General features: G+C 46.4%; 21 protein-coding genes. 17 read left to right on the top strand and 4 right to left on the bottom strand.

What is annotated here, in order from left to right; genetic code table 11:
* Positions 1-18 precede the first annotated feature (18 nt).
* From MKY42_RS08875 to MKY42_RS08930, 12 genes are all read left to right on the top strand, one after another.
* Positions 19-759: an SDR family NAD(P)-dependent oxidoreductase gene (locus tag MKY42_RS08875; RefSeq protein ID WP_339850492.1), complete on the top strand. Its 741-nt coding sequence runs from the start codon at positions 19-21 to the stop codon at positions 757-759.
* A 301-nt stretch (positions 760-1,060) separates the two neighbouring features.
* A complete protein-coding gene (locus tag MKY42_RS08880; protein WP_063564131.1) occupies positions 1,061-1,750 on the top strand; it encodes a response regulator transcription factor in 690 nt (229 codons plus the stop codon).
* Positions 1,747-2,751 (top strand): sensor histidine kinase, encoded by a 1,005-nt coding sequence (locus MKY42_RS08885; RefSeq protein WP_339850495.1) that lies wholly within the window; start codon positions 1,747-1,749, stop codon positions 2,749-2,751. The genes MKY42_RS08880 and MKY42_RS08885 overlap by 4 nt, the downstream gene beginning before the upstream one ends.
* Positions 2,752-2,851: 100 nt before the next feature.
* Positions 2,852-3,607 (top strand): ABC transporter ATP-binding protein, encoded by a 756-nt coding sequence (locus MKY42_RS08890; RefSeq protein WP_076289998.1) that lies wholly within the window; start codon positions 2,852-2,854, stop codon positions 3,605-3,607.
* Positions 3,604-5,529: an ABC transporter permease gene (locus MKY42_RS08895; protein WP_339850498.1), complete on the top strand. Its 1,926-nt coding sequence runs from the start codon at positions 3,604-3,606 to the stop codon at positions 5,527-5,529. Before MKY42_RS08890 ends, MKY42_RS08895 begins: the two co-directional genes overlap by 4 nt.
* 158 nt (positions 5,530-5,687) lie before the next feature.
* The gene (pgsA, locus tag MKY42_RS08900; RefSeq protein ID WP_099854958.1) at positions 5,688-6,275 is read left to right on the top strand and encodes a CDP-diacylglycerol--glycerol-3-phosphate 3-phosphatidyltransferase; all 588 of its coding nucleotides are present in this window, start codon (positions 5,688-5,690) and stop codon (positions 6,273-6,275) included.
* A gap of 144 nt (positions 6,276-6,419) precedes the next feature.
* The gene (locus tag MKY42_RS08905) at positions 6,420-9,122 is read left to right on the top strand and encodes a LuxR C-terminal-related transcriptional regulator (RefSeq protein ID WP_339850503.1); all 2,703 of its coding nucleotides are present in this window, start codon (positions 6,420-6,422) and stop codon (positions 9,120-9,122) included.
* Between the two features lie 134 nt (positions 9,123-9,256).
* Entirely contained in the window at positions 9,257-11,329 is a 2,073-nt protein-coding gene (locus MKY42_RS08910) for an S-layer homology domain-containing protein (RefSeq protein WP_339850505.1), read from the top strand.
* 150 nt (positions 11,330-11,479) lie between these two features.
* Positions 11,480-11,992 carry a GNAT family N-acetyltransferase gene (locus MKY42_RS08915; RefSeq protein WP_339850507.1) on the top strand — a complete coding sequence of 171 codons (513 nt, stop codon included), beginning with the start codon at positions 11,480-11,482 and terminating at the stop codon, positions 11,990-11,992.
* 21 nt (positions 11,993-12,013) lie between these two features.
* On the top strand, positions 12,014-12,439 hold the full coding sequence (locus MKY42_RS08920; RefSeq protein ID WP_339852821.1) for a GNAT family N-acetyltransferase: 426 nt from the start codon (positions 12,014-12,016) through the stop codon (positions 12,437-12,439).
* Between the two features lie 39 nt (positions 12,440-12,478).
* Entirely contained in the window at positions 12,479-12,916 is a 438-nt protein-coding gene (locus tag MKY42_RS08925) for a GNAT family N-acetyltransferase (protein ID WP_076289992.1), read from the top strand.
* 106 nt (positions 12,917-13,022) lie between these two features.
* The gene (locus MKY42_RS08930; RefSeq protein ID WP_256221949.1) at positions 13,023-13,445 is read left to right on the top strand and encodes a hypothetical protein; all 423 of its coding nucleotides are present in this window, start codon (positions 13,023-13,025) and stop codon (positions 13,443-13,445) included.
* 48 nt (positions 13,446-13,493) lie between these two features.
* On the opposite strand, the gene MKY42_RS08935 is transcribed toward MKY42_RS08930, so the two are convergent.
* From MKY42_RS08935 to MKY42_RS08945, 3 genes are all read right to left on the bottom strand, one after another.
* Positions 13,494-14,951 (bottom strand): erythromycin esterase family protein, encoded by a 1,458-nt coding sequence (locus tag MKY42_RS08935; protein WP_257031500.1) that lies wholly within the window; start codon positions 14,949-14,951, stop codon positions 13,494-13,496.
* Between the two features lie 63 nt (positions 14,952-15,014).
* Positions 15,015-15,215 (bottom strand): helix-turn-helix transcriptional regulator, encoded by a 201-nt coding sequence (locus MKY42_RS08940; RefSeq protein ID WP_179265369.1) that lies wholly within the window; start codon positions 15,213-15,215, stop codon positions 15,015-15,017.
* A 21-nt stretch (positions 15,216-15,236) separates the two neighbouring features.
* Complete coding sequence (locus MKY42_RS08945; RefSeq protein ID WP_179265368.1) at positions 15,237-15,743, bottom strand: DUF6773 family protein; 507 nt, start codon at positions 15,741-15,743, stop codon at positions 15,237-15,239.
* Between the two features lie 297 nt (positions 15,744-16,040).
* On the opposite strand from MKY42_RS08945, the gene MKY42_RS08950 reads away from it, so the two are divergent.
* Together MKY42_RS08950 and MKY42_RS08955 are read left to right on the top strand one after the other, a co-directional pair.
* Positions 16,041-17,261: an RtcB family protein gene (locus tag MKY42_RS08950; RefSeq protein ID WP_090894967.1), complete on the top strand. Its 1,221-nt coding sequence runs from the start codon at positions 16,041-16,043 to the stop codon at positions 17,259-17,261.
* A 253-nt stretch (positions 17,262-17,514) separates the two neighbouring features.
* Positions 17,515-18,693: a DUF4272 domain-containing protein gene (locus MKY42_RS08955; RefSeq protein ID WP_339850513.1), complete on the top strand. Its 1,179-nt coding sequence runs from the start codon at positions 17,515-17,517 to the stop codon at positions 18,691-18,693.
* Positions 18,694-18,802: 109 nt separating this feature from the next.
* Here the strand turns inward: MKY42_RS08955 and MKY42_RS08960 are convergent, their stop codons facing one another.
* The gene (locus MKY42_RS08960; RefSeq protein WP_257031499.1) at positions 18,803-19,843 is read right to left on the bottom strand and encodes a LacI family DNA-binding transcriptional regulator; all 1,041 of its coding nucleotides are present in this window, start codon (positions 19,841-19,843) and stop codon (positions 18,803-18,805) included.
* 519 nt (positions 19,844-20,362) lie between these two features.
* Between MKY42_RS08960 and MKY42_RS08965 the strand changes: the two genes are divergently transcribed.
* From MKY42_RS08965 to MKY42_RS08975, 3 genes are all read left to right on the top strand, one after another.
* Positions 20,363-21,739, top strand: coding sequence for an extracellular solute-binding protein (locus tag MKY42_RS08965; protein ID WP_339850515.1), 1,377 nt, complete (start codon positions 20,363-20,365; stop codon positions 21,737-21,739).
* 113 nt (positions 21,740-21,852) lie between these two features.
* Positions 21,853-24,780: an extracellular solute-binding protein gene (locus tag MKY42_RS08970; RefSeq protein ID WP_339850517.1), complete on the top strand. Its 2,928-nt coding sequence runs from the start codon at positions 21,853-21,855 to the stop codon at positions 24,778-24,780.
* A 75-nt stretch (positions 24,781-24,855) separates the two neighbouring features.
* On the top strand, positions 24,856-25,767 hold the full coding sequence (locus MKY42_RS08975) for a sugar ABC transporter permease (protein ID WP_064641001.1): 912 nt from the start codon (positions 24,856-24,858) through the stop codon (positions 25,765-25,767).
* The last annotated feature ends 2 nt before the right edge of the window (positions 25,768-25,769 follow it).

The following is a 25,769-nucleotide window of genomic DNA, read 5'->3' on the forward strand; positions in this document are numbered from 1 at the left end:
GAAAGGGTGTTAAAGTACATGGGAAACAGGCACTTTATCATTACAGGTACGTCCAAGGGGATCGGTAAGCAACTCGCAGAATTGTTAGTGGAAAAAGGAGATTACGTCTACGGCATTGCACGCGGAACAGCTGACATGAAGGAAGCGACTGATCGTTATAAGCATTTTCAGTACGATCTTGGTGACCTTAGTGGTATCGAAGAGCTTGTCTCACACATTTTGAAACAGATATCTTTGCAAGAAGTTGAATTCATTGGGCTCATAAACAATGCAGCGATGCTGGAACCGTTGAAATCGATAGATCGGTGCAGTGCAGAGGAGATCAGTCTTAATCTGAACATCAGTTTGGCAGCGCCTATGATTCTGACTTCATCTTTTATACAACATACCAACCACCTGACCACACGCAGAAAAATAGTCAATGTATCGTCCGGGTCAGGCAGTTATCCGGCACCTTCAATGGCATCTTACTGTGCCTCCAAAGCTGGAATAAACATGTTCACCCAGTGCGTAGCGATGGAACAATCCGGGCAACCCAATCCCGTTGAAGTGATTGCATTCGATCCAGGGATGGTAGATACTGAGCTACAGGCTGTGGCAAGAGGCAAAAGTGCAGAGGAATTTGCACTGTCTGAGGTATTCGGTCAGGTCTATGAAGCAGGCCAATTAAGATCGCCACACGATGTCGCAAAGCAATTAATCGAACGGATGGAAGAAATCAGTGATCCAAGCAAGGTCCTCCATACTATGGAGGGATAATAGATTAACAGTTATAAACGTTTAGATTCATCTAAATTGGTTAGAGATTATGGATTTACTTTGCCTCGAAATTTGTATTGATCTATTAATAGCGGCAGGAGTGGAAGAGACGGAATCGATTCTGAAGAAGCGGTAGCGTTCGCCTTTGTCACCTAATTTCTACATTTAATAAATTTAATAAAGGAAATTTAGGGACAACTGCGATCGGAAGAACGATCCGTATCTGGAACGGTCCCTCGTAGATTGTCAAACAATATGCTTCGGGCATTGCCCAAGAAGAACAGAAACGTGGTGAAGATATATGTTTAAAATTATGCTGATTGAAGACGATGAATCGTTATTCAGTGAAATCAAAGAACGGTTATCCCAGTGGTCGTATGACGTGTATGGCGTGCAGGATTTTGGCAAAGTGATGCAGGAATACAGTGCCATTCAGCCACAGTTGGTCATTATTGATATCCAGCTTCCTCAGTATGACGGATTTCATTGGTGTCGCATGATCCGAGCCCATTCCAATGTGCCGATTATCTTTTTGTCCTCACGTGATCATCCTACGGATATGGTCATGTCGATGCATCTGGGCGCAGATGATTTTATCCAGAAGCCCTTCCATTTCGATGTGCTGATTGCCAAGATCCAGGCGATCCTGCGTAGGGTATATAACTACAATACAGAGCGGATTGAGCTGCGCACATGGCGTGGGGCTACCATTGAATATGTGAAAAATACACTTACCTATAACAATGAATCTGTCCTTTTGACCAAAAATGAAATGTTCATTCTCAAAGTGCTAGTGGAGCACAAAAATCAGATTGTGACCCGGGAAGACCTGATTCGCAGTCTGTGGGATCATGAACATTTTGTGAGTGACAACACACTCACGGTCAACGTGAATCGCCTTCGCAAGAAGTTGGAGCCGCTAAATCTGGATGGCTATATCGAAACGAAAGTTGGTCAGGGCTACATGGCAACAGAAGAGGCGGAAACATGATTGGTAAGTACATACGGGAAAAGCTAAGCTGGTTAGTGTTGCTTATAAGCATGCAGCTCATCTTTTTATTTGTAGCCTATATCGACACATCCATTCCATTCCGATCCGTATCATATATCGTCGTGCTGAATGTGGTGGTATGCATCGTTTTTATCTGGGCGAGATATCCAAGAGAGACTCGTTTCTACAAAAGATTAACTGCCTGGGATCATACCTATGATCCAGGGGATTTGGATATCGCTGAAAGTCCTTATGAACGGATTGTGCACGATGCCGTGACTTCCCAGACCGAACGTTATCGGAAGGAGTCCTCATCTCATTTTATTTTGCTGGAGCAAGAAAAGGATGAGATACTGTCCTGGATTCATGAGGTGAAGACGCCCTTAACCGCGCTGCAATTAATGATTGAGCGAATGCATGATGACAAGCTGCAGGGTCAGATGACGTATGAATGGCTGCGAATTCACCAACTGCTCGATCAGCAGCTTCACCAGAAGCGTATTCCATTTATGCATAATGATTTGTTTGTGGAAGAGACAGAGCTTGAACCGATTTTGAACGGCGAGATTAGAGCTTTGAAGTCATGGTGTATATCCAAACGGATTGGCTTCGACGTGTCATTAGATGTGACAAAGGTGCTGACCGACAGCAAATGGTTAGGTTTTATCATACGGCAGCTGCTTAGCAATGCGGTGAAATATAGTCATTCCTCTGACATTGTCATTGAAAGCAAGGAACAGGATGGGCACATTATATTGACCATTCAGGATTATGGACGAGGGATCGAAGCGCAGGATTTACCACGTATCTTTGATAAAGGCTTCACTTCAACTCAGGGTAGACTGGAAGGAACGGCAACGGGAATGGGCTTGTATTTGACCCGACAGGTGGCACAAGCACTTCGTATAGACGTTAAAGTACAGTCTGCTCCCGGAGAGGGCACTAGTGTCAAGCTAACCTTCCCGAGAAAAAATGACATGATCCACCTAGCAGGCGTGTGACAACATTGTCACATGCTTTTTAGTTTTGTTCGGTGAATCGCACGATTAATTGGAGCATCCAGCCTATGATAAAGATATACCAAAGAGGAGTGAGTGGGATATGTTGATACTGGAAGCCAAAAAAATTCATAAAGTCTATGGCAACAAATTAAATAAACAGGAAGTCCTCAAGGGGATTGATCTCGGGGTAAGTAAAGGCGAATTTGTTGGGATTATGGGGCCCTCGGGTTCGGGGAAAACGACGCTGCTGAATGTTCTTTCTTCGATCGATCGGGTGAGTCAGGGCACAATTGAAATCGAAGGCCAGGAGTTTACCGGTATGAAGGAGAAACGGCTGGCTGAGTTCCGCAAAGACTATCTCGGTTTTATTTTTCAGGAATATAATTTGCTGGATACCCTCACGGTGAAGGAAAATGTATTGCTGCCGCTCTCGATTACGAGTATTCCGAAGCATGAGGCACACCTGAAGTTCGAACAAATCGCCCGTGAGCTGGGCATATATGAGCTGAAAGACAAATATCCATCCGAAATCTCGGGTGGACAGAAACAGCGAACTTCAGCCGCCCGTGCGTTTGTGCATGATCCGAGCATTATTTTCGCTGACGAGCCGACGGGTGCACTCGATTCCAAATCGGCTTCGGACCTGCTTGGCAAAATGAGTGATATGAACAGGAAGCATCAGGCTACGATTATTATGGTTACACATGATCCGTTTGCCGCAAGTTATTGCAGCAGGGTGATTTTCATCCGGGACGGTCAGATCTACACCCAATTAAATAAAGGAGACGAGTCCCGACAAACTTTCTTCAACGATATTATCAAAACTCAGGGCGTGTTGGGTGGTGTGCAGCCATGAGCCTGAACTACATCATCTTTCGCAATCTGAGGAAAAACCTGAAAAATTATTATCTTTATGTCTTTGCCCTGATTTTTAGTGTGGCCCTGTATTTTTCCTTTGTGACCTTACAGTATGATCCCTCCATGGATGAGGTTGCTGAATCAACGAAAGGAGCGGCTGCGATCGGCGCATCCTCCGTGTTACTGATTGTTATTGTGGGCATTTTTCTGCTCTATGCCAATACGATCTTTATCAAGCGACGCGGTAAGGAGATCGGTTTGTTTCAGCTAATCGGACTGACGAAGGGGAGAATATTTGGCATCTTGAGTGCGGAAAATTGCATTCTCTACTTTGGTTCTATGGTAATCGGTATTCTAATTGGGTTTCTGGGTTCCAAGCTGATATTGATGATTTTGTTCAAAATTATTGGCGTTGATGCGATCACGAAGCTATACTTCTCACCGATGGCGCTAGTGCAAACGCTGATTGTCTTTGCTGTCATGTATCTGCTTATCATGTTGATGAATTACACGTTTATCCGAGCCCAGAGTATTCTATCACTCTTTCGGGTGTCTTCTACAACAGAGCAGCAGGTAAAGAAGTTATCTGTGGGGCAGATTCTGATGGGCATCTTGGGTATTGCTCTGATCGTGTTCGGTTACATCCTGTCTGCACGGCTGTTCAGCGTCGAGAAATTGGATATGCAGCAGTTAATGTACACCATGATTTTGATTTTGTTCTCGGTCATTCTGGGGACATATCTATTCTATAAAGGTTCCGTCAGTTTTATTTTTAATATGATTCGCAAAAGCAAAAAAGGTTACCTCTCCATTAACGAGGTATTGTCGTTATCCTCCATCATGTTTCGCATGAAGTCGAATGCCTTGCTGCTGACCATTATTACTACTGTATCGGCACTCGCCATAGGTATGTTGTCGCTCAGTTACATTTCCTATTATTCGGCAGAGGCTCAGGCCAAGGAAAGTCTGCCAGAAGATTTTTCATTTGCCCAGGTTGATGTGAAAAATCGTTTTGTAGCTGAGTTGGATAACAAACAGATTCCATATGAAGAGAAACACAGACAACCTCTGTATATTGAAATTGACGCACACAAGGTGATGAATGACTCCACAATGGAAGAGCTGTTGTTCAGCAGTGTAGTAAGTGACAGTATGGTAGATAACATTGATCTGAAACCAGGAGAAGTCGTTTTCATGGGATACGGCAATGTGATTCAGCAGTTCTTTTCCATTCGGGAGGAAGGTCCCATTGTTCTGCACGGGTTGAAGAAAACGATTGACCAGCAATTGATTGGAACCTCCAAACAGGGCGTGCTTCCCGTATATTACAACAAAGGTACGCCAGTAGCGGTTGTGGATGAATCGGTTTATGCGGAGCTTGCGCAGGATCTTGATCCGAAAATTCAGGAGGTGGAAAGGACAGATTATTACGGTGTGCAAATTACAGATTCAAGTCAAGACGAGAATGCGTATGCCATTTTTGCAGATCTGAAATTGGAAGCTCCAAGCTTCTCCCAGATTGAATTCAGAAATAATCAACGTACCAGTATGGGCCTAATCATGTTCATTGTTGGTTTCCTGGGACTGACTTTCTTGATTACATCCGGGTGTATCCTCTATTTCAAACAAATGAATGAGAGCGAAGAAGAGAAATCAAACTATACCATTCTGCGCAAACTTGGATTTACGCAAGGCAATTTGTTACGCGGAATTCAGTACAAGCAGTTGTTTAATTTCGGCATTCCACTTGTCGTGGGACTAAGCCATAGTTATTTTGCCGTGAAATCAGGCTGGTTCTTCTTTGGCACCGAACTTGTCACACCTACTGTAATCGTCATGATTGTGTATACGTTGTTGTATTCCATCTTCGGCCTGTTGTCCATATGGTATTACAAGCGAGTGATAAAAGAATCATTATAGATCAGAGGATGAGCAACAAAGGAATACAGTAAAGAATTCAGAAGAAGGGGTAACTGTATGATATACAGTCTGCCCTTTCTTTTTTTGTGAAAAAAAGGAGGATGGCTCAACGGTGGAGAAATCACAACATACTGGAGTGAAGTAGAGGGAGGTTTTCCATGAACCTGGCTAACAAAATTACCCTGGCGAGAATGGCATTGATTCCTTTGTTTATGTTGTGCTTCATCCCGTTGCCGTCATGGATACAGGAGTCGAGTGAACTTATTCGTTTTCTGGATCAGCATGGGCTGGTGATTGGTGTTATTATTTTTGCACTGGCTGCGGGTACGGATAAATTGGATGGGTATGTGGCGCGAAAATATAATCAGATCACCAATCTGGGGAAATTGCTTGATCCACTGGCAGATAAACTATTGATTTCGGTTGCGCTGATTATGATGGTTCAGGAGAATCTGATCGGTTCATGGATTGCTGTGATCATCATTGGACGTGAAATTGTCATTACGGCGCTGCGCATGATTGCGAGTGAACAGGGGATCGCACTTGCGGCCGACCGGTATGGCAAGCTCAAAATGGTGCTGCAGGTGGCAGCCATCATTGCTGTGTTATTGAATAATGTTCCGTTCAGTTTGTTGACCGATGTGCGAGTTGATGTGATTTTATTGTGGCTTGCGGCAGGAGTTACGCTGTTATCGGGATTGAACTATATTGTAGTGAACTATAAGTTGCTTCAGACAGGAAAATAGAAGAGTCAATCCGATAATGGTTCGATCATCCAAATGTTACCCTGCACTCAATGTGCAGGGTTTGTTTGTCATTGCTTCCGTTCAAAAATGTGTGGGGCATGGCCGTGGTTCCTTGTATACTTAGGGTATCTGAATGTACATACAATGAATCGGAAAACGGGCACCATGGTGCTGATTCAGGAGGATCTCATGCAACAGGAACATACCGCTGGTCTCCACAGGGACTGGCTTCAATTTATGATTTTAACAACCAAACTGGAACTGCCACCCTTGCCGGCGGACACAATGGACCGTCCACGGCTCAGTTTGCAGCGCAAAGAATTGTTCCAATCCAAAGTCACTTTGTTAACTGCCCCGGCCGGTTCAGGGAAATCCACACTTCTAGGCAGCTGGGTGAGAAATGAAGCAATACATGCGGCCAGTGTCTGCCTGGATGATAAAGATCAGAACCCACTTCAGTTTTGGCTATACGTTATTCATGCACTGGATCGAGTGAGAGAGGGGCTCTGCGGAGATGTCCTGCCACACTTTTTGCAACGGTATCCGATAGATCCTAGGTCGGCATTAATATTATTGTTGAACCGTGTTGCCCTCGCCAATCAGCATGCACTGCTTATTCTGGATGACTATCATGCAGTAACCCAGTCTGAGATTCATGAGCAGATGCAATACTTTATCGAAAATCTTCCCCTGTCCATTCATCTGGTACTGTCAAGTCGTACCTATCCTCCATTCAAGCTTGAGAAGCTACGTCTGAGAGGTGAATTGAAGCACTTCACGCTTCAGGAACTGGCGTTTACGGAAGAGGAGGGCATTGAATTTTGCCAGGAGATCATGCAATTGGATATTGCCGGGGAGGATGCGCGTGGTTGGGTACAGCAGACGGAGGGATGGGCTGCCGGATTGAAGCTGCTGGCTTTATCTCACACATGGGGTGCAGACTCTTTAATCAGTCCATCGACTTCTCTGTCTCGTGAAGATCACGGGCAGCCTGGGGAGAGGACAATTTCGGATTACCTGCTTGAAGAAGTGTTCCAGCGTCAGTCACCCGAGATGCAGCAATTTCTGCTCCGGACAGCGATCACGAGAAGAATGAACAGCAGTTTGTGTCAGGTATTAAGTGATATGCAAGAAGCTCCGCACTTGTTAAGGCAGCTGGAGAAGGAACATCTCTTCCTTGTTCCACTGGATCGGGAAAGGCACTGGTATCGTTATCATCATTTGTTCTCTGCATTTCTAAGGCGTGAGCTGGCTCGTTATGGCACAGAACAGGTGAATGAATTACATGCCCATGCTGCACATTGGTATGAGCAGCATGGATATCCCGCTGAAGCACTGGATCATTATATTCTCGGACAGCACATGCAGGATGCAGCCAGACTGCTGGAAGAGCTGTTTGCCCACTTTATTATGGGAGAGTGGTGGACGCTCCGGCGATACTTCGATGTTTTGCCACTGGAGATCGTGAAAGCACGTCCGAAATTATATATGTCCTACCTGTTCCTTGTCGCGCGCGAAATGCCTTATGGACAGATGGTGAAGCAGCTTGATGAACTGGATCACGTCATCCGGGTGCATCTTCAAGGGCAGCTTGAACCTGAGATTATCGGGTATTTGCTGCAAGTCATTTGTGTGATGCGAGCCTACATGGCTTATCTGAACAGAGATTTGGATGGGCTCGCTCATTATTTGGTGTCCTATATCGATCAGGGATATCCCGATGATATTGCCTTTCAGTATATGGATTATGATCGGAGAGAGAGCATGCGCCTACGGAGCTTTCATGGCGTTAATGGCTATTTACGGCGTGGGCAAGCTTGCTTTGGGGCGATTACGGAACGTTGGTTAGCTGAACATGCCTATGTAACGTCCTACTATGGTGTCGGATATGGTGAAATTTTAATGGAACAAGATCGGTTATCAGAAGCGGTAAGTTATGCGGATCGAGCACTTGAAGTGGCTTTGCAGATCAAGGTGGCTGCGCTGCTCGTTCCTGCGTATGTACTAAAGGCCAGACTTGAACTTACATTGGGTCGACCTGAGGAAGGCATGAAGCTGCTTCAACAGGTCACAGGTTTGTTATCTGTGAAGGATATGGACTACTGGCAGCCAGCACTGGAAGCACATCAACAGCGAATTTTACTTGAAGTGAGTCCCGTGGAATCGGCCCAAACCATTCTGCTTAAACCAGCAGGCGAAGGCAGTAAGGCCACTGAGACCAGCTGTGATCAGATCTTCCATTCCATGGTTCGCATACGTGCGATGATTGTCCTTAAGCAGTATGATTTTGCACAAGAGGAACTGAGACGAATCCGTAACCAGGCTGAAGAACGGGATTGGTTGACTGAACAGGTAGAGTGTGCTCTGCTAGAATCCATCATGCTGCAAAAGCAAGGATTCACAGATGCCAGTGTTGCAGCGTTATCCCGTGCCTTGGTGTTGGGGGGACCGGAAGGATATATACGTTCATTCGTTGCAGAAGGTGAGCAGATTAGGCGGTTGTTGCAGGACTACCTGTATTTGCGCCGTACGAAGGCGATACAGGATGATGGTGTGAAAATGGCTTATGTGAAGCAGTTATTATCGGCATTCGCAAGAGACAAACGGTCAAGGGGCTTCTCCTCTGTAGGGGAGGCAAACCTGGATACGAAGGAAGTGGGACTCAGCCCAATGGAGCAAAAAATATTCGGTTATATCGCTGAGGGCCTGACCAGCAGACAGATTGCTGCCGAGTTTGGTATCTCACCCGGCACTGTTAATACACACATTCGCCGAGTGTTCGCGAAGCTGGGTGCGAGTAGTCGCACTCATGCTGTACAAATTGCTGAGCAGCGGGGATTGTTATGATGAGCTGAAACGCTGTCTACTCTTTTGTAGACTGTTTTCCAACTATAGTCTCTCCTACAATGAAGATAATCAAGTAACGCAACGAGTCTTTGCTGACTCCAGGGTTATGTTCATGTAGGAGGTAACGTTAAGAGATGACAACACGTATATCCAAACAAAAATTTTGTTCTAAAAATAAGAACCGTAGGGTCTCGCCTTATTTGGCGGCCCTTCTGTCTTTATCCGTCATTACTGTTCCCGGAACAGTGAGTGCAGCGGCCGATGCAGTAAGCATTCGTGACTTGCAGCAGGCAGCACCGTGGGCAAGACAAGCCATTGAAAGAGCTGCTGACCAACAGATGATTCTGGCGGACGAAGCAGGGAATTTCAACCCGAGCGCAACGTTGACAAGAGGGGACCTTGCGTACACACTGGCACAACTGTTGGAAATGAACGTGCTGTCGTCAGCTCAGCTTCCAGATCTGTTATTTAAAGATCTGGATCGTAACGCTGAGAATGGATCCTATATTCATGCTCTCCAATTGGCCGGAATCATGAATGGTTATCCGGATGGTACGTTTCGTCCTGCCGGTCTGGTAACAAGGGAAGAGCTGGCAACGACGATTATCCGTGCTCTGAAGGCTAAGGGATATGATGAAACATTAAATTTGACCAAAGAGTTGTCATTTAAGGATACTTCCGACATTAGTGCCTGGGCTTTGCCAAGTGTACAACAGGCTGTTGAGTTGGGAATCTTGAAAGGGGACAATGGAAACTTTGCGCCGAAGCGTTCTACTTCCAGACAGGAAATGGCCGTGATCGCATTACGCGCAACTGAAGTAATTCAAGCGCTTGATGAAGCTGCGAGTCAAGGGGGCACCAATTCGGAATCCAATCCTGATGAGCCAGGAAAGGTAACTGAGGTGCAGGGTACAACTTCAGGCGGCAATAACGCAGGGAATGGTACAGGAAACACAAACGGTAATTCCGTGGCGACGCCAGGGAATGGAAATGGAAGTTCGGGTGGAGGAGGTGGATCTGCACCAACGACACCGACGAATCCTTCCACTCCGTCCAATCCAGGTACGGGGAACAGGGCGCCACTGGTTATTATTGGCGGTTTGCCTGATCAGGAACTTACACTAGATCATGCTGCATTGGATTGGAACGTCTCCACGTATTTTAGTGATCCAGATGGTGATGAATTGCAATTCAGTGTCATACCAGGAGATGCAACCATTGTTTCCTCTACTGTGGTAGAAAAAGTGATTCGACTTGTTCCACAGGCTGCTGGAGAAACAACGCTGACGATCAAAGCAGTCGACGTCCAAGGCGCAAGTGTTACGGCACAACTTAAGGTTAAGGTACAGGCCAATACGATAAGTCGCCAATTTCCTGATCCACATTTGGCTGGAGCTATTGCTTATTGGTTGCAAAAGGATGTGGATGATCCGCTGACCAAAGATGAATTGGCAGAAGCTCTCGTTCAGACGAACGGGGGATTGTATGCGAGGAATGCAGGCATTTCCGATCTGACAGGAGTCGAGATATTCAAGGGGTTGAATATAACTGAAATAGATCTGTCCGGAAACGAAATAAGCAAGGCGGATGCCACTGGATTCGATCGCTTGAATTCGCTGGATTTATCCGGTAACCAACTGACGGAAATCAATGTTACGGGACTGGATCATCTGGAATCTCTGAATCTCGCGAATAATCGACTTGCTTTAGTGGATGTGGGCGGACTACATTCCTTACAGAAACTTGATGTGAACAGTAATGAGCTTGTTCATTTACCCATTGGAATTGCTGAACTGTCTGATCTGCAATACGTGGATGTGAATAACAACTCCATATCCCTGAGAGAAGAGCCTGATTTTACACTGCATCACACGTTGTTGCAACGTGTGTACATGTATGATTTTGATGATGCTCCTCCTGGGCTGGTGGAGGCACCTGCGGGTAATACCGCCTATGTTAACGGAGATGAGATTGAGATCGATCTGTCCTTTATGTTTGAGGATGAAGATGACGCTAGATCAACCCTCAACCTTATGGCAGACTCGCCTGATCCACAATTGGCAAATGTCAGAATGGTTGGACAGAAATTATATGTTAGAGCACTGGGGACGAGTATTGAGCCTATTCGGGTTGAGGTGAAGGCTACGGATCCCCTGGGCAGAATTGCCATTGGCCACGTGTACGTTGATCTGAGAGAAATAGAGTAGAGCATTTTTCATTAAGTATAAGTGAACTATAGAAAGTTACATCAACGTGCCTTCCTGTATGGAAGGTGCGTTGTTTTTATTTTTGTAGGGGATAACTTTATGTTAAAATATGCAAGAAATAAATGAGGCTGCGAGTGACAGCGTCAAACGATGATCAACTGGAAAGAAGGAAATAATCTCATGCTATCGATTCATCAAGCGGAGTACCAACATAAATCAACTTTGCGCAATCTGATGGAATTGTACAAATACGATTTTAGTGAATATGACCCGGAAGACGTCAACGAAAACGGGTTATATGAGTATGTGTATCTGGACCATTATTGGACAGAAGCGGGCAGACATCCTTTTTTGTTTCGGGTAGAAGGACAATTGGCGGGATTCGCACTGATTCGTGAAATTGAGAGTGAACAGGGAACAAGTATATATCAAATGGCCGAATTTTTTGTAATGAAAAAATACAGAAAGCTGGGAGTGGGCGCACAAGCCGCCATTCATGTGTTCAATCTTTTTCCCGGAACATGGAAAGTAGCGGAGATGGAGACGAATGAGCCTGCTCAAATTTTCTGGCGGAAGGTCATTGCACGCTATACCGATGATAAATACCAGGAGGTTAGAGAGCCTGACTGGGAAGGTCCTATTCAGATATTTACCACGAAGTAAGAACGAGAAGGGGAGAAGATGATGACCCAAATTAATATCAATCCAAGTACTTCAGAGGATTCAGAATATGTTCGTCAGCAACTTATCGCATTTAATGCTGCGCATGTGAGCGAGGAATTAAGGCATCGTTACGAAGAATTGAATTTCAATATCAAAAATGAGTCGGGCGAGATTGTTGCAGGTGTGCTTAGTACACTGTGCTGGAACTGGCTGGAGATTGATATCCTTTGGGTGGATTCTGAACAACGGCATCAGGGGTATGGTTCCCAATTGTTGCGTGAGGTTGAACGTATTGCGCGCGAGAAATCCTGTGACTTCATCCAGTTGAACACATTCTCCTATCAAGCACCGGAGTTTTACAAGAAGCATGGCTACCAATTGATCACAACAATCGAGAATGCACCGACCGGACACAGTCATTATTATTTTAAAAAGGACCTCACTTAAGACAACATATGCGAAATAGGAAAAATCAGGAGGCATATTATGGTTACCATTAAAGCAATCGAACTTGAGGATTTACCGGCGCTAAGCCAATTATACAACGAATTGATGGGTACACCGACTAATGAACAGCAGATGCAGAAGATGTTTCACTATATCCAGCAAAATGGACACTACCATGTACTCGGTGCATTTTACAACGGTGAACTTGCCGGATCAGTTATGGGTATTGAATGTATGGATCTGGCAGGTCAGTGCAATCCCTTCATGGTTGTGGAGAATGTGATTGTATCCGATCAGGTACGCAGACAGGGAATTGGTCAGAAGCTTATGCTTCAGATTGAGCACATTGCGAGAGATCTTGGATGTGAATACATGATTCTGGTATCTGGCGATCAGCGTAAAGAGGCTCATATTTTTTATGAAAAGCTGGGCTTTAAAGATGAGAAAGTTCAGGGTTATCGGAAGCATTTTAATTAATCAATATATCACGGAAAATGTCTAATAAGTAGAAGGACTACTTAAGGAGCAGGGCGAATAAGGCATAGTCTTGAAATAAATGAACTGATATGAGGGAGGCACTCTCGTGTTCAAAAAATGGGCTAATGTCTTGATGATTCTGAGTTTGGTATTCGCTGTATGTTCCCCAACATCCTATGCCGCTGCCAAAACGGTTAAAGTGACCGTGACGCTTGTCAGTGCAGAACTGGTGGAGAACAATTCCGTTGGTAATGAATGGGCCATAGGGGCAAGTGTGAACGGCAAGAGTCTGGAGGAGGGCTCGTCGGTCACGTTGAATCTGAAACCTACTGATACGCTGAAATTACAAGCGAATGCCGAAGAGCAGGACAAAATCCCTGATCTGGGAAGCAAAAGTATGAATGTTAAGGTTTCCTCCATTTCCAAATCAATCAACAAGACTCTATCGGTTGTTGTGACGGAGAACAGGGGCCGCTATTCGGGTAACACGGCGACGTGGGAGTTCAAATTTAAGATCACTAAGAAGTGAAAAGATGGTTATAAAGAGTAAAAAAAAGAGAAGAAGGCTCTCTTTTTTTTACTCTTTCGTTTGTTCTTTGGAACCGGAAGAGGAGGATCTAATATATTGTGGTGGATGAACATCGTCAATCATGAGAATGCCATCATACTGATTGCGTGGGACAAAGCTCTCAGGGTATATGCCCCAGCTATATGCAAATCGTGGTTCGAACATCCAGGAGTTCCCTGTTTCTCTGCTCTGATACCGCATATCCAAGAAGCTGTACTTTGCATTAGTCGCTGACATAATTCCTTCAATGGAGCCGGGTTCCGCTGGCTCAACGACATGAAGTTCGCGGGCATTATCAGCCGTTTGACCGCTGGATGCATACAATCCAATCACATAACTTGATTGTTTCATTTCCTTCGAAAGTTTTTCTCCCATCAGAGCTATTGGATAGGGGGACCCCATTACTTCGCTTTGCGCTTTACGGATGTGATCATTATGTCCCCATACGATGAACTTTTCGTTTGGATATACTTCGGTAGCGAGCCACATGAGATTGTCATGCATCGCCTGATCGCGCCACTCCATTGAATCAATAAACGACTCCAGTTTGCCTTCATTCATTTCCGCCATTGAACGGATCGAAAGATCGACATATTCCCTCGCGACACGAATTCGGTCATTGAGGCTTCGCTCCAGCAGCATGGCAAGTTTCGGTTGGTTCGGGTATTCTTTTTGCAGATGAGTCTGGTTCGCTTCGGTTTTCAGGGATTGAAGGACATCTTTGTATACCTGGATGATTTCATTTTTCTCAGCGCGGTAGGCTTTCAGATCCGTTCCTGCGGAGAATTCGGACAGTTTTTGTTCCGTTTGTACGAGACGCTTGGCGAGCTTTTGATCCTTCAGCCAGTTACCGTCCAACAACGGGAATTGCAGCTGCATGTCGAAACCGGTCAGGATCAGAGGCTGTTCGGTTTGTGCGTTAGCTTTGAGATAATCGAACAAAGGCGTGATTTCCTTAGACCACCAGACACCAAAGATGGAGTTTTTCATTGTATGCTCCGGACTTTGCTGTGTTATCGTGGCATTAGCCAGCGATGTGTTGGAGAGACCGCTCTCAAAGGCAAGAACATTGTATCCCATTTCCTGATGCAAAAACTGGATTAGCCGGGTCTTCGCCAGATTAAATTCGGCAACCCCATGGGAGCTTTCGCCCAGAAATACAATTCGCTTGTCATACAGCAAAGGCTTCAGCATATTCAGATCCGAAAAGGAATCTGGCTCTTGACCTGTCTTCACAGGCTGGATGCTGTCCAGTCGATACGCATGATCTTTGGCCCATTCGTTCCATTCTGAAATTTTCTCATCCGATGTTTTGGCGGATTGCACTTGGGTGACCTGACCCTGTATGATTTCCATGGTAGGTCCTGCTGCCGCACCTACATGCCCTGTTGGATAGAGCGAACTCGCAAGTATCGCTGTAGTCAGTGCAAATACAGCACCCGTTTTTCTTTTCCTGAAATAAGTCAAAATAATACCTCCTTCATCATGTATGTGATCCTAAATGATTCAGTATTGGAACCATCCGGCTTATTACTGCCCCTCATCCCAGAACAAGTCATTCAGGGTTCTTGAGAGCGCCTTGCATATGGCAATACATAAGCTGAGGGACGGGTTATACTTTCCCAGTTCGATGAGACCAATGGTTTGTCTCGATACACCAACGATCCGTGCCAGGTCGTCCTGTGACAGATCCTTTTCTACCCGGGCGACTTTTAATCGTATATTTTTCATGTCACTCACCCTTGTACCTTTCTATGAATCCCACTGATCTTTACGCGCTGCTTTTTGACTCGCCTTGTTTGCAAAGTGATGAACGATGACATTGAATCCCGCAAAGAACGGAATGTAAAGCAGCAGTGCAGTAATAAAAACGAGGAAGAAAAACCACCACTTCTCAGATGTCGTTTCCGCAAACAAAACGGAACTTCTTATGCCCATGAACAAAGCAATCGAAAGGCCGATAATTAAACCCGTGATTACACTGCGCAGGTTATATGAGATCTTGCTCGTCTGATCATGGACTTCAACTTCATCCGAATAAATGCCCAGCATGACGGAACGAACCCCGGAATAGATACTTCCTGAGAGAAGCACAATCAATTCCGTCAGCATGGAGGAAGTTTCCCAATTGAGAAAGCTTTTGATTATGAGGGAGATGCCACAGATACACATGATTAACATGTAAGCTTCCTTGTACACCTTGTCTTTTAGATGGACGATACGCTCATCCTGATTGCCGCTTTTTTTGAACCATTTCATGCTGGACCTCTCCTTTATAAAGATTTCTGTACATGTGGGAAATATTCCCTATGGACTTCATAATAATACTATTTGAGTCTTTTTGCAATATATATATGTCATTTTGTTTAGTATAAAATACAATATAATAAAATTAAACAATCTCAGATTACATGATAATGTTTAGCGAGAGGTAGAGGGGATGCAATTGGAGGGGGCAATGTGTATCCTCCAGCAGGAAGTGATTTACTGCCCATATGGCATATTTTTTGGTAATATATACAAAGTGTTTGTATAAGACAGGAGGTTAACTGGATCATGCGTATCGTAGATAACATTAAAGTCTGGGGGGAGCCGCTGGAGAATGCGGTAAGTCAGGCGGTGACTTGCTCGCAGTATGGAGATGTATTGGGCGTGGCTCTAATGGCGGACCATCACAAAGGATATTCACAACCCATCGGGGGCGTCGTTGCCTACCGGAACATGATCAGTCCGTCAGGGGTTGGATATGATATTGCCTGCGGCAACAAGGCTGTACGCACCAATCTGATGTGGGACGATATCCGGGACCAGATTGCTGTTATTATGGATGACATTAACTCAACCATATCCTTCGGTGTAGGACGGAACAACCCAACACCTGTGGAGCACGAACTGTTTGAGGATGCCAGCTGGAAGCTGTTTGATTCCATTGAGCCTGGACTACAGCACAAGTTGAAGACACTCGCGCGCAATCAGCTGGGAACAGTGGGTAGCGGCAATCATTTTGTCGACATTTTTGTGGAAGAGGCGACGGGTAAAGTATGGATTGCAAACCACTTTGGCAGTCGCGGCTTTGGCCATAAGGTCGCCAGTGGTTTTCTGAATCTGGCTGCCGGACGTACATTCAGTAGCAAAGCGCCGGGAGAATCGATGGACCAGCCACCAACACTGTTTGACCTCAAGAGTGAAATGGGTGATATGTATTGGGACGGAATGACTCTCGCTGGCCGGTATGCGTATGCAGGGCGTGATTATGTGATTGAACAGGTTCTCGGCATTCTCGGGGCGAGCGCAGAGTATTCGGTTCATAACCACCATAACTTTGCCTGGAAAGAACAGCATATGGGCGAAGAGGTCGTGGTGGTCCGCAAAGGAGCAACACCGCTGGCACCGGGACAGCTCGGTTTTGTGGGCGGAAGCATGGGAGATATCTCGGTAATCGTGGAAGGAATCCACAGCGAAGAGAATACCGAGTCTTTCCGCAGCACTGTTCATGGTGCAGGTCGGATTATGAGCCGAACCCAGGCGGCTGGCAAAATGAATTACAAGCTGCGCACACGCATGGGCGGCGAGATCAGCGAAGAACAGATGCAAGCGGCGATTCGTGCCTATGGTGTGGAGCTTCGGGGTGCAGGAACGGATGAAAGTCCATTTGTGTACAAGAAGCTGCAGGACGTGCTGAATGCGCATGCGCATACCTTGAAAATCAACCATATCCTGCGTCCCGTAGGTGTCGCAATGGCCGGAGGCAATGAATTCGACCCGTATAAGGACTAGTTATATATGTTCAACTCAACATTTACACAACAACGGAGAGGACAGAAATAACCTGAAGAAGCGAAGCTAAAAGCTTTCTGAAAGAAAGCTGCATCGGAAGCATAGACCTCGCCTTTATCCCCGGATTTTTCCCTTTGGAGAAGGGAATCAACAAAATCTGGGGATAACAGCGATCGGAAGGTTGTTCTGTCATCGGAGTGCCAGTGTAAATATTTATTAGTTGAACTTATATAGAAAGAAGAAGGTGAACCTCATGAGAAATTGTGCGATATACAGCTCGCAGTTTGACCTCGATCAGCTGTTTGAAATGATTCAATCCATATACCCTCAGGATACAATTGAGCGTAAGGAAGACAAAACCCATATTCAAGTTACACGCAAGAAGTTATTTAGTAAGAAAACAAAGGGCTTTAATATCATGACGAGCCAGACACACCCTGAAGACTTTACCGCTATGATTCAGGGGATGCTGGGGTTTCTGAGTCAGATTGAGGGGAAGAATGCTTCACTGCAAGAAAAGGTATTGATTAAATGTTCTACACTGAATATGGTTGTTGGGATCGAGACGGAAGAGGACATTTCCGAAGAATTCTTTAATGAATTATTGCATCTAGCCGATGCCCTGGATGCAATCATCTTCTGGGGAGGTGGCTCCTTGCTGAACGCGCAAGGTCAGCTGCTGTTGGATGTCAACGGAGAATCCGAAGTGGAGGATTACCAAGTTACAGCGCACACCAGTTTTCTGGATGATGTCAGACCCCCGTCGGAATCTGCAATGCTGCGCAAAGAGCGCTTGGAGCAGCTTCTAAACGAGCAAGGAATCCCATTCAATGTTCATTTGCCTGCAAGAGCGGGGGATGAGCATACTACGATCCGTAGTGTGGAACAAGTTGCAGAGCGCGCGGTAGCCCTTTGTATTGCAGCTCTCAAAGGTGAATGCCTGGGAGCGGGGGAGAGCGCAGAAGATACAGCAGCGCTGGTCCAGGAAGTGATCGACAAGTATGATGCGACTTCATTCTTTTCACCTGTGGAGAGAAGATTTGTGGAGCAGCATGGGGCAGAGCATCAGGAGGTTATCTCCTTTTCATGGGGATATGAGGCTTATCATTTGATGTTATGGGCGCTTGGCTACGTCAAAGAACTTGGAGCACCGGTAAATCTTTGTAACGTAGGACAAGATGTAGGATATTTGCAGCAATGTGACGATGTTGAAGCTTTTGTAGCAGGGGCAAAGTTCCGCTCCAAAAGCGAGATTTTGGATGCAGCGGATCTAATCTACCGGTACAACTGGGTGTGTGTAGACAGTCGTGTGAAGGAGCAAACACCTCCCGCAGGTCTGAATGGTGGAGTGGCCTACGAACGCCACCGTGCGCTGAACTGGCTGATCTGTTATATGGATCAGGATTGGGATGATGTCCGGACAGATACGTAGAATGAACTTTTAACATCAACTATTTTTGGATGGCATCCAAATTCAAATACCCCCAAGCCAGCCTAACACTGGTTATGGGGGTGTTTTGATGTCTATCGGTACCTTACTTTTATCCGCTATGTCTTCCGTACTGTTCCCGAATCATCACATCAGCAAGAATCAGCTTTTTCTCTACATTACTCTCCGGGTTTACAATTCGCCATAACATCTGGTCGACCGCACGCGCACCAAGCAGCTCCTTGTTTACATTAACCGTAGCAAGTACAGGGATATTGTCGTACACATTATCGAAACCGGTGACTACGCACTGATCGGGTACACTAATCCCCATGCTCTCCAGAGCCTCGATGGTGTATAGCGCATAGAAGTCATTGGCACAGACAAAAACCTCAGGCAAATTCCCCTCATGAATGACGGAAGTAAACGTCTTGCGAAAATCATCCATATCCGGGCTGTTTAGTTCGGGGATCTGATTCATCTCCAATCCATGACCCATTAATACCGAAGTATAGGCGACCCATCGTTCATAGAAGCTGTGGGCGTCACTTGTATTTCCAACAAACTGAAACCGTTTGAATCCCTTGCGCAGCAAATAGAGCATAATATCACGCATGGAAGCAAAATTGTCTGTGAAAATACTGTCACTATGAAAGACGGGGTCCAGATGATCCACCATGACGACGGGAATGCCCAGACGCTTGATTTCAAGCAAAATAGGTGTCGAGATGGAACCCACCGTAATAATGCCACGAATGGCATCCGGATTCAGCAACGTGAATAGTTGATCCGCAGAAGGCTCGGTCAGAGTAAGAATATTGATGCCTTTCTGGTTCAGTCTGGAGGATATCCCGTTAAAGACAGGCCCCCAATATACGGATTCCTGATTCTGATAACGAACATTAGGAAACAAAATCAAAATGGTGCCACTCCACCGCGTGTTCTGCGGGTCCTGAAGTTCATTGCTGCTATACATATCACCAGACAACATGCTGTTATCTTTGAAATATCCAAGTTTGCCAGCGGCCTTAAGAATAACGTCCCGTGTCTGCTCACTGACACCTGATTTTCCGGACAGAGCTCGTGAGACCGCAAATTTCGACAGACCTGTAAAATGTGCAATTTCCTGAATTGTTACCTTCGTCTTCATCATACCATCCTTACACTCGTAGTTCTGCCGTATTCCTTACATTGCGAAATAAATCTGCTTCTAGTATATCATGATGTATTTCTCTTAATCTAATAACGGCTGTAGAAGTGAAAATGTTAGTGTCTCATACATATAACGACGGAAATTGACCTTGGTGATGGACACGTTGCGGTAGAAAAAGGCGGCTTTTGAACGATTTATTATCTTTTTGTTATTTTATAAAATAACAAAATATTTGAATTTGTTTTTGTTTTGAATAGGATGGTACTCAGAAAGGTATATGGATAATATGCTGTAATATAAGGATTTAAAGCGGTATAACAGCATTTTATCAGAATAAATAGAAAATGTTAACAATAAAAATGTTGACGCTTACATTTTGCTATGTTAAATTTTGTTTGTCAAAACCAAACGTTAAAATAACAAATGGTGGTGGTAATCTAATTTCATTAGGGGAAATGGGAGTCAGGGAGTTATGCCGGATCATGATTTGTATACACATTCGGGGAGGTTGTTAAAATCGTGACTAGAAAATGGAACGTTTTGCCGCTCGTGTTATTGGCCGTAATGCTTTTTGTATCCGCTTGCAGTGGTGGGGGAACGGCCCAGCCGCCTGCTGATGCACCAACGAATTCGGGTAATAGCACGGGAACCGTCGAGACAGACAAAGAAGGCGGAACAGAAGAAGTGGCAGTCGATGCACCTGATTTGGGTGGACGTGTCATCAAGGTTGCGGCCTGGTGGGATCTGAAGCCAGCGGGGGAGACCGCATCGGATAAGGCGAGACTGGATAAAATCGCTGAAGTTGAGAAGAAATACAACGTAAAAATCGAGTTCGTGAATGTACCATTCGAAGAATACATGAACAAATTTACAACGACAGCGCTGGCTGGCGAACCGTTCGCAGACATCGTTCAGATGGAGTACAAATCCGCATTACCCGCCATCCTCAAAGGGCAACTGCTTCCGATCTCCGAATTCACCACAGCTGAGAATAACATCAACCAAGAGGCAAACCTGATCGCGAAATACCCTGCCATCGCAGGCAACTACTACGCATTTGATTCTCCAACCAGCATCGGTCTGGGACTTCACTATAACCGTGACTTGTTCAAGAAGCTTTCGTTACCTGATCCTCAGGAGCTTTATAACAAAGGCGAATGGAATTGGGATAAATTCATGGAGCTGGCGAAACAGGCGACCAAAGATACGGATAACGACGGAAAAATTGACGTATACGGGTTCTCCGGCTGGGCGATTGACGTGCTTCGTCACTTTACTGCGGCCAATGGCGGCACAATTGTAGATGACGAACATTCAAAAGAAGGATTGTCCGATCCGAAAACGATTGAAGCTGCCGAATTCGTCAAACGCCTGTATAACGTGGAGAATGTCGTGAAAGTCAAAACAGGCGACAAAACGAACTGGGAGGAAAGCAACACATTCAAGGATGGAGATGTGGCCTTGTTCACTGCTGCAGAATGGCAGTTGGGCGATATCACCTTTGCTGCTGGAGTCGTACCCATTCCGAACGGCCCTCAGGGCAACAAGGATGTAACATACGCCAACAACGCTGCCTCAGCAAAATTCATTCCCAAAGGGGTGGAAGATCCCAAAATCGTATACCAAATCTATGAAGAAACCTTCGACATTCCGCAAATCGAAGAGTATCCAGGTCAGGATTACCTGGAAAGCCGCTATACCGACGAGAAGGATATCGCCATGATTCGCGAGCATATCGCGGGAACGGGCCGCATCCTGCTGGATGACGCCTACGCGGGTTATCCAATCGGTGACTATGTGAACGACATTATCAAAAACAATGCTTCCGTTACAGCAACGGCTGAGAAGTATAAAGCGCAGGCACAAGCGGCAGTCGACAAACTTGGCAAACCATAATACCAGCTTGATTCAGGCAGGGGTGCCTCGTGTCCGGGCTCGCGCACGGGTACCTCTTTCCTGTATCCAATTAAGTATTGCTGGCATCAGCCTTGATGAGGAGGGCTCGTAGGATGGCTGGAATTCTTCAACGAAAGAAATGGGTTCTGCCCATAGTCATTGCAGCGGCGGCAGCCTGCGTCATACTTTTGCTTACTTCCGGTGCAGGTGTAAAGAGTGCAGTTATGCCTTCTGGCAGTTTGCCTGCCATCGAGGTGGATGCTATCTTGCAGCAGACGAGGCAGAAGAACGGATATGAACAATATCTGTCCCAGGCAGGCGAGGCCTCAAGACCGGATGTGGATATGACCATCGAAGCAGGAGACTACATACGGGCAGAGGGTGAAGAGGTACGCAAGCTGAAGGATTATGAGGGCAGGCCGGGTGTATCCCTTTATACCGGGGAGACAGGTGAGATCGACTGGGTAGTTGACGTACCGGAAACCGGACTGTACAACCTCTCTGCTGTCTATTTTCCCGTAGAAGGCAAGAGTTCGGCCATTGAGCGTGCATTGTACATTGACGGTGAACTTCCGTTTGCGGAAGCCGCCTATTTGCAGTTTGACCGGGTATGGGGCAATGAGAAACAAGCTGTTGAACAGGATAATCAGGGTAATGATCTTCGCCCAAAACAAGTGGAGAAGCCGCGTTGGATGGAAGAAACATTTCAGGACTCGGACGGGTACGAACAGGCTCCATTCAAGTTCTATCTGGAAAAGGGGAAGCACATGTTAACGCTAAAATCCTCTCGCGAACCCATGGTCATTCGATCTCTACGGCTATTCAATGAGAAGCCAGCCGTTCCTTATGCAGAAACCGCAGGGGCCAAGCAGACGGATTCTTCCAGTCAGCCTAAGGATGTGCTCATCCGAATTGAAGGGGAAGCGGCTGTTGCCAAATCTTCACCTACGTTATATCCAACCAGTGAAAGATCAAGTTCAGCTGTATCTCCGTACAGCGCTTCCCAGGTGCGTATAAATACGATTGGTGGCTTTAACTGGCGTTTGCCAGGACAGTGGATCGAATGGGAAGTGGATGTGCCGGAAAGTGGACTTTATCATATCGGTTTTACCGCTCAGCAAAATTTTGTCAAAGGCATCTATTCCACACGCAAGCTGACCATCGATGGCGAGATTCCGTTTGCGGAGATGACAAAGGCTCCGTTCCGTTACCAAAGCGACTATCGCATTGATGTGCTGGGCGGTGAGGAAGCTTACAAGTTTCAGCTGGATCAAGGCAAACATGTCATTCGGCTGGAGAACAGCCTGGGCGATTTCGCCCCACTTATTCGCAATGTGGAGGACAGCCTGTACAACCTGAACTCCATGTACCGGAGAATTCTAATGATTACAGGCACCAAGCCGGATGAATTCCGGGATTATCGGGTGGAGAAGCAGATCCCGAATCTGTTGGAGGTGTTTAGCGGAGAAAGCAAACGTCTGAAGGAAGTTGCAGGACAACTTCGTCTTCTGTCAGGCCAGTTCAGCGATCAGGAAGCGTTGATCAAAACGATGGCCCAACAGCTGGATGAGATGATCGACAAGCCGGATACCATTCCAAGAAGACTTGCTGCATACAAAACGAACACAGGCGGGCTGGGAACTTGGGTACAGCAGGCTCGCGAGCAACCGCTTGAAATTGATGCACTCTATGTTGCTTCATTAGACAGCAGTATTCCCGGAACGGGTATGGGGCCGCTGGCGAAGCTTGGTCATGAAGCGAAGACATTCTATCATTCGTTCTTCATTGATTATAACCAGATCGGGAACGTAGCCACATCGAAGGATCAGCGCACGGTTACGGTCTGGATCGGCAGTGGTCGTGATCAGGCGAACACAATGAAAGCGATGATTGATGAGACATTCACACCGGAGAGTGGCATCAACGTCAATTTGAAGCTGGTTAACATGGGTACGCTGCTGCCAGCCACTTTATCGGGTGAAGGACCGGATGTAGCGATGCAGATCGGCAATGATCTGCCGGTGAACTTTGCGATGCGGAACTCGGCGGTCGATCTCACCCAGTTTAGTGACTATACCACGGTGGAACAGGAGTTTAGAGACAGTGCCATCGTACCGTACGCCTATGATTCAGGCGTGTACGCCCTGCCGGAGACACAGACCTTTAATATGTTGTTTTATCGAAAAGATGTGCTTGCAGAGCTGGGGCTTGAGGTTCCTCAAACGTGGGATGATGTCGAGAGCCTGCTGGCGATTCTGAGTAAAAATCATATGGAATTTGGCATGCCGGTGGTGGCCCAGGCCAACATGCAGGGGGTCAATATCCCGCCTAACTCGCAGTATGCCACGATGCTGCTCCAGAACGGAGGCTCCTTCTATCGGAATGACGGCAAGGAATCGGATCTGGATTCGCGCATCGGCATTGAGACCTTTAAGAAGTGGACAGAGTTTTATACCGATTACAAGCTGGAGCGGGAGTATGACTTTGCCAACCGTTTCCGGACCGGACAGATGCCGATTGGTCTGACGGATTACACGATGTATAACCAGCTGTCCGTATTTGCACCGGAGATCCGTGGACTATGGGGATTTGTTCCGGTTCCGGGGACGGTGCAGCCGGATGGAACAGTGAATCGCGACGTTCCGGGTGGCGGCAGCGCGGTCATGATGCTGGAGAGCACCAAGGATCAGGAGGCCGCGTGGGAGTTCATGAAATGGTGGACCAGTACACCGGTGCAGGCTGAATTTGGCCGCGAGATGGAAGGGTTAATGGGTGCGGCTGCGCGTTATCCGACGGCTAACATCAAGGCACTTGATTCACTTCCGTGGCCAGCTGAGGATTATGCGAATTTGAAAGCACAATTCGAGACGGTAAAGGGAATTCCCGAAGTGCCTGGTGGTTATTTTACCGGACGCCATCTGTTCAATGCATTTTACAAGACGGTTGTTGGCCAAGTGGAAGCCAGGGAATCCATCATGGATTACACCCAGTATATTCAGGACGAGATTCGAGTCAAGCGTAATGAATTTGGTCTTCCGTAAGCAGAGGGAGGGTTAACAGTGTCACAAATATCACTCCGAGACGGACAAAACAGTCCTCCTGAGAAAACACCAGGCATGGGCATGAAATCTTGGTGGTCCTGGAAGCTCAAGGAAATGAAGGCCAGCAAACATTCCTATGTACTGCTAGCTCCTTATATGATCCTGTTCATCATGTTCACTGTGATTCCGGTGGTCATCTCCATCATACTCAGCTTCACCTATTTCAACATGCTGGAGTTTCCGCGTTTTATTGGCTGGCAGAACTATACCCGTTTGTTTCTGGAGGATGACGTATTTCTGATTGCCATCAAAAATACGTTGCTGTTTGCCATTATTACCGGACCCATAAGTTATATTGCCTGTTTCGTATTTGCGTGGATCATTAATGAATTAACGCCCAAATGGAGAGCGTTCATGACGCTGATTTTCTATGCGCCATCCATTTCGGGGAATGTCTATTTCATCTGGCTGATGATTTTCTCGGGGGATCGCTACGGTATAGCCAATGGATTGCTGATCAAATGGGGATTTCTGCTGGAGCCAATCCAGTGGTTGAAAACGGAAGCCTACATTATGCCAATCCTCATACTGGTGCAATTGTGGCTCAGTCTTGGCACAGGCTTTCTGGCGTTTATCGCCGGTTTGCAGACCGTAGACCGTACGTTATATGAAGCTGGGGCGGTAGACGGGATCAAAAATCGCTGGCAGGAGCTCTGGTATATTACCCTGCCTTCGATGCGTCCGCAATTGATGTTCGGTGCGGTCATTCAACTTACGACCTCATTCGCCGTGGCCGATGTATCTATTGCGCTGGCGGGGTTCCCAAGCGTGAACTATGCGGCGGAGACGGTGGTGACCCATTTGATCGACTTTGGTACAACGCGGTTTGAGATGGGATACGCCTCGGCAATTGCAACCGTATTGTTCATGATTATGGTGGGCACCAACCTGCTGGTACAGAAACTGCTTCGAAGGGTGGGAGAATAGCT

The sequence above is a fragment of the Paenibacillus sp. FSL W7-1088 genome (assembly GCF_037969855.1).
In the GTDB taxonomy this organism is placed as follows: Bacteria; Bacillota; Bacilli; order Paenibacillales; family Paenibacillaceae; genus Paenibacillus.

Coding starts and splice junctions, on each gene's coding strand:
- MKY42_RS08955 (WP_339850513.1), top strand. CDS start 17,515: ATGAGAAATTGTGCGATATACAGCTCGCAGTTTGACCTCGATCAGCTG.
- MKY42_RS08875 (WP_339850492.1), top strand. CDS start 19: ATGGGAAACAGGCACTTTATCATTACAGGTACGTCCAAGGGGATCGGT.
- MKY42_RS08940 (WP_179265369.1), bottom strand. CDS start 15,215: ATGAAAAATATACGATTAAAAGTCGCCCGGGTAGAAAAGGATCTGTCA.
- MKY42_RS08895 (WP_339850498.1), top strand. CDS start 3,604: ATGAGCCTGAACTACATCATCTTTCGCAATCTGAGGAAAAACCTGAAA.
- MKY42_RS08975 (WP_064641001.1), top strand. CDS start 24,856: ATGGGCATGAAATCTTGGTGGTCCTGGAAGCTCAAGGAAATGAAGGCC.
- MKY42_RS08970 (WP_339850517.1), top strand. CDS start 21,853: ATGGCTGGAATTCTTCAACGAAAGAAATGGGTTCTGCCCATAGTCATT.
- MKY42_RS08920 (WP_339852821.1), top strand. CDS start 12,014: ATGACCCAAATTAATATCAATCCAAGTACTTCAGAGGATTCAGAATAT.
- pgsA (WP_099854958.1), top strand. CDS start 5,688: ATGAACCTGGCTAACAAAATTACCCTGGCGAGAATGGCATTGATTCCT.
- MKY42_RS08890 (WP_076289998.1), top strand. CDS start 2,852: ATGTTGATACTGGAAGCCAAAAAAATTCATAAAGTCTATGGCAACAAA.
- MKY42_RS08880 (WP_063564131.1), top strand. CDS start 1,061: ATGTTTAAAATTATGCTGATTGAAGACGATGAATCGTTATTCAGTGAA.
- MKY42_RS08915 (WP_339850507.1), top strand. CDS start 11,480: ATGATCAACTGGAAAGAAGGAAATAATCTCATGCTATCGATTCATCAA.
- MKY42_RS08905 (WP_339850503.1), top strand. CDS start 6,420: ATGAATCGGAAAACGGGCACCATGGTGCTGATTCAGGAGGATCTCATG.
- MKY42_RS08950 (WP_090894967.1), top strand. CDS start 16,041: ATGCGTATCGTAGATAACATTAAAGTCTGGGGGGAGCCGCTGGAGAAT.
- MKY42_RS08910 (WP_339850505.1), top strand. CDS start 9,257: ATGACAACACGTATATCCAAACAAAAATTTTGTTCTAAAAATAAGAAC.
- MKY42_RS08885 (WP_339850495.1), top strand. CDS start 1,747: ATGATTGGTAAGTACATACGGGAAAAGCTAAGCTGGTTAGTGTTGCTT.
- MKY42_RS08945 (WP_179265368.1), bottom strand. CDS start 15,743: ATGAAATGGTTCAAAAAAAGCGGCAATCAGGATGAGCGTATCGTCCAT.
- MKY42_RS08925 (WP_076289992.1), top strand. CDS start 12,479: ATGGTTACCATTAAAGCAATCGAACTTGAGGATTTACCGGCGCTAAGC.
- MKY42_RS08960 (WP_257031499.1), bottom strand. CDS start 19,843: ATGATGAAGACGAAGGTAACAATTCAGGAAATTGCACATTTTACAGGT.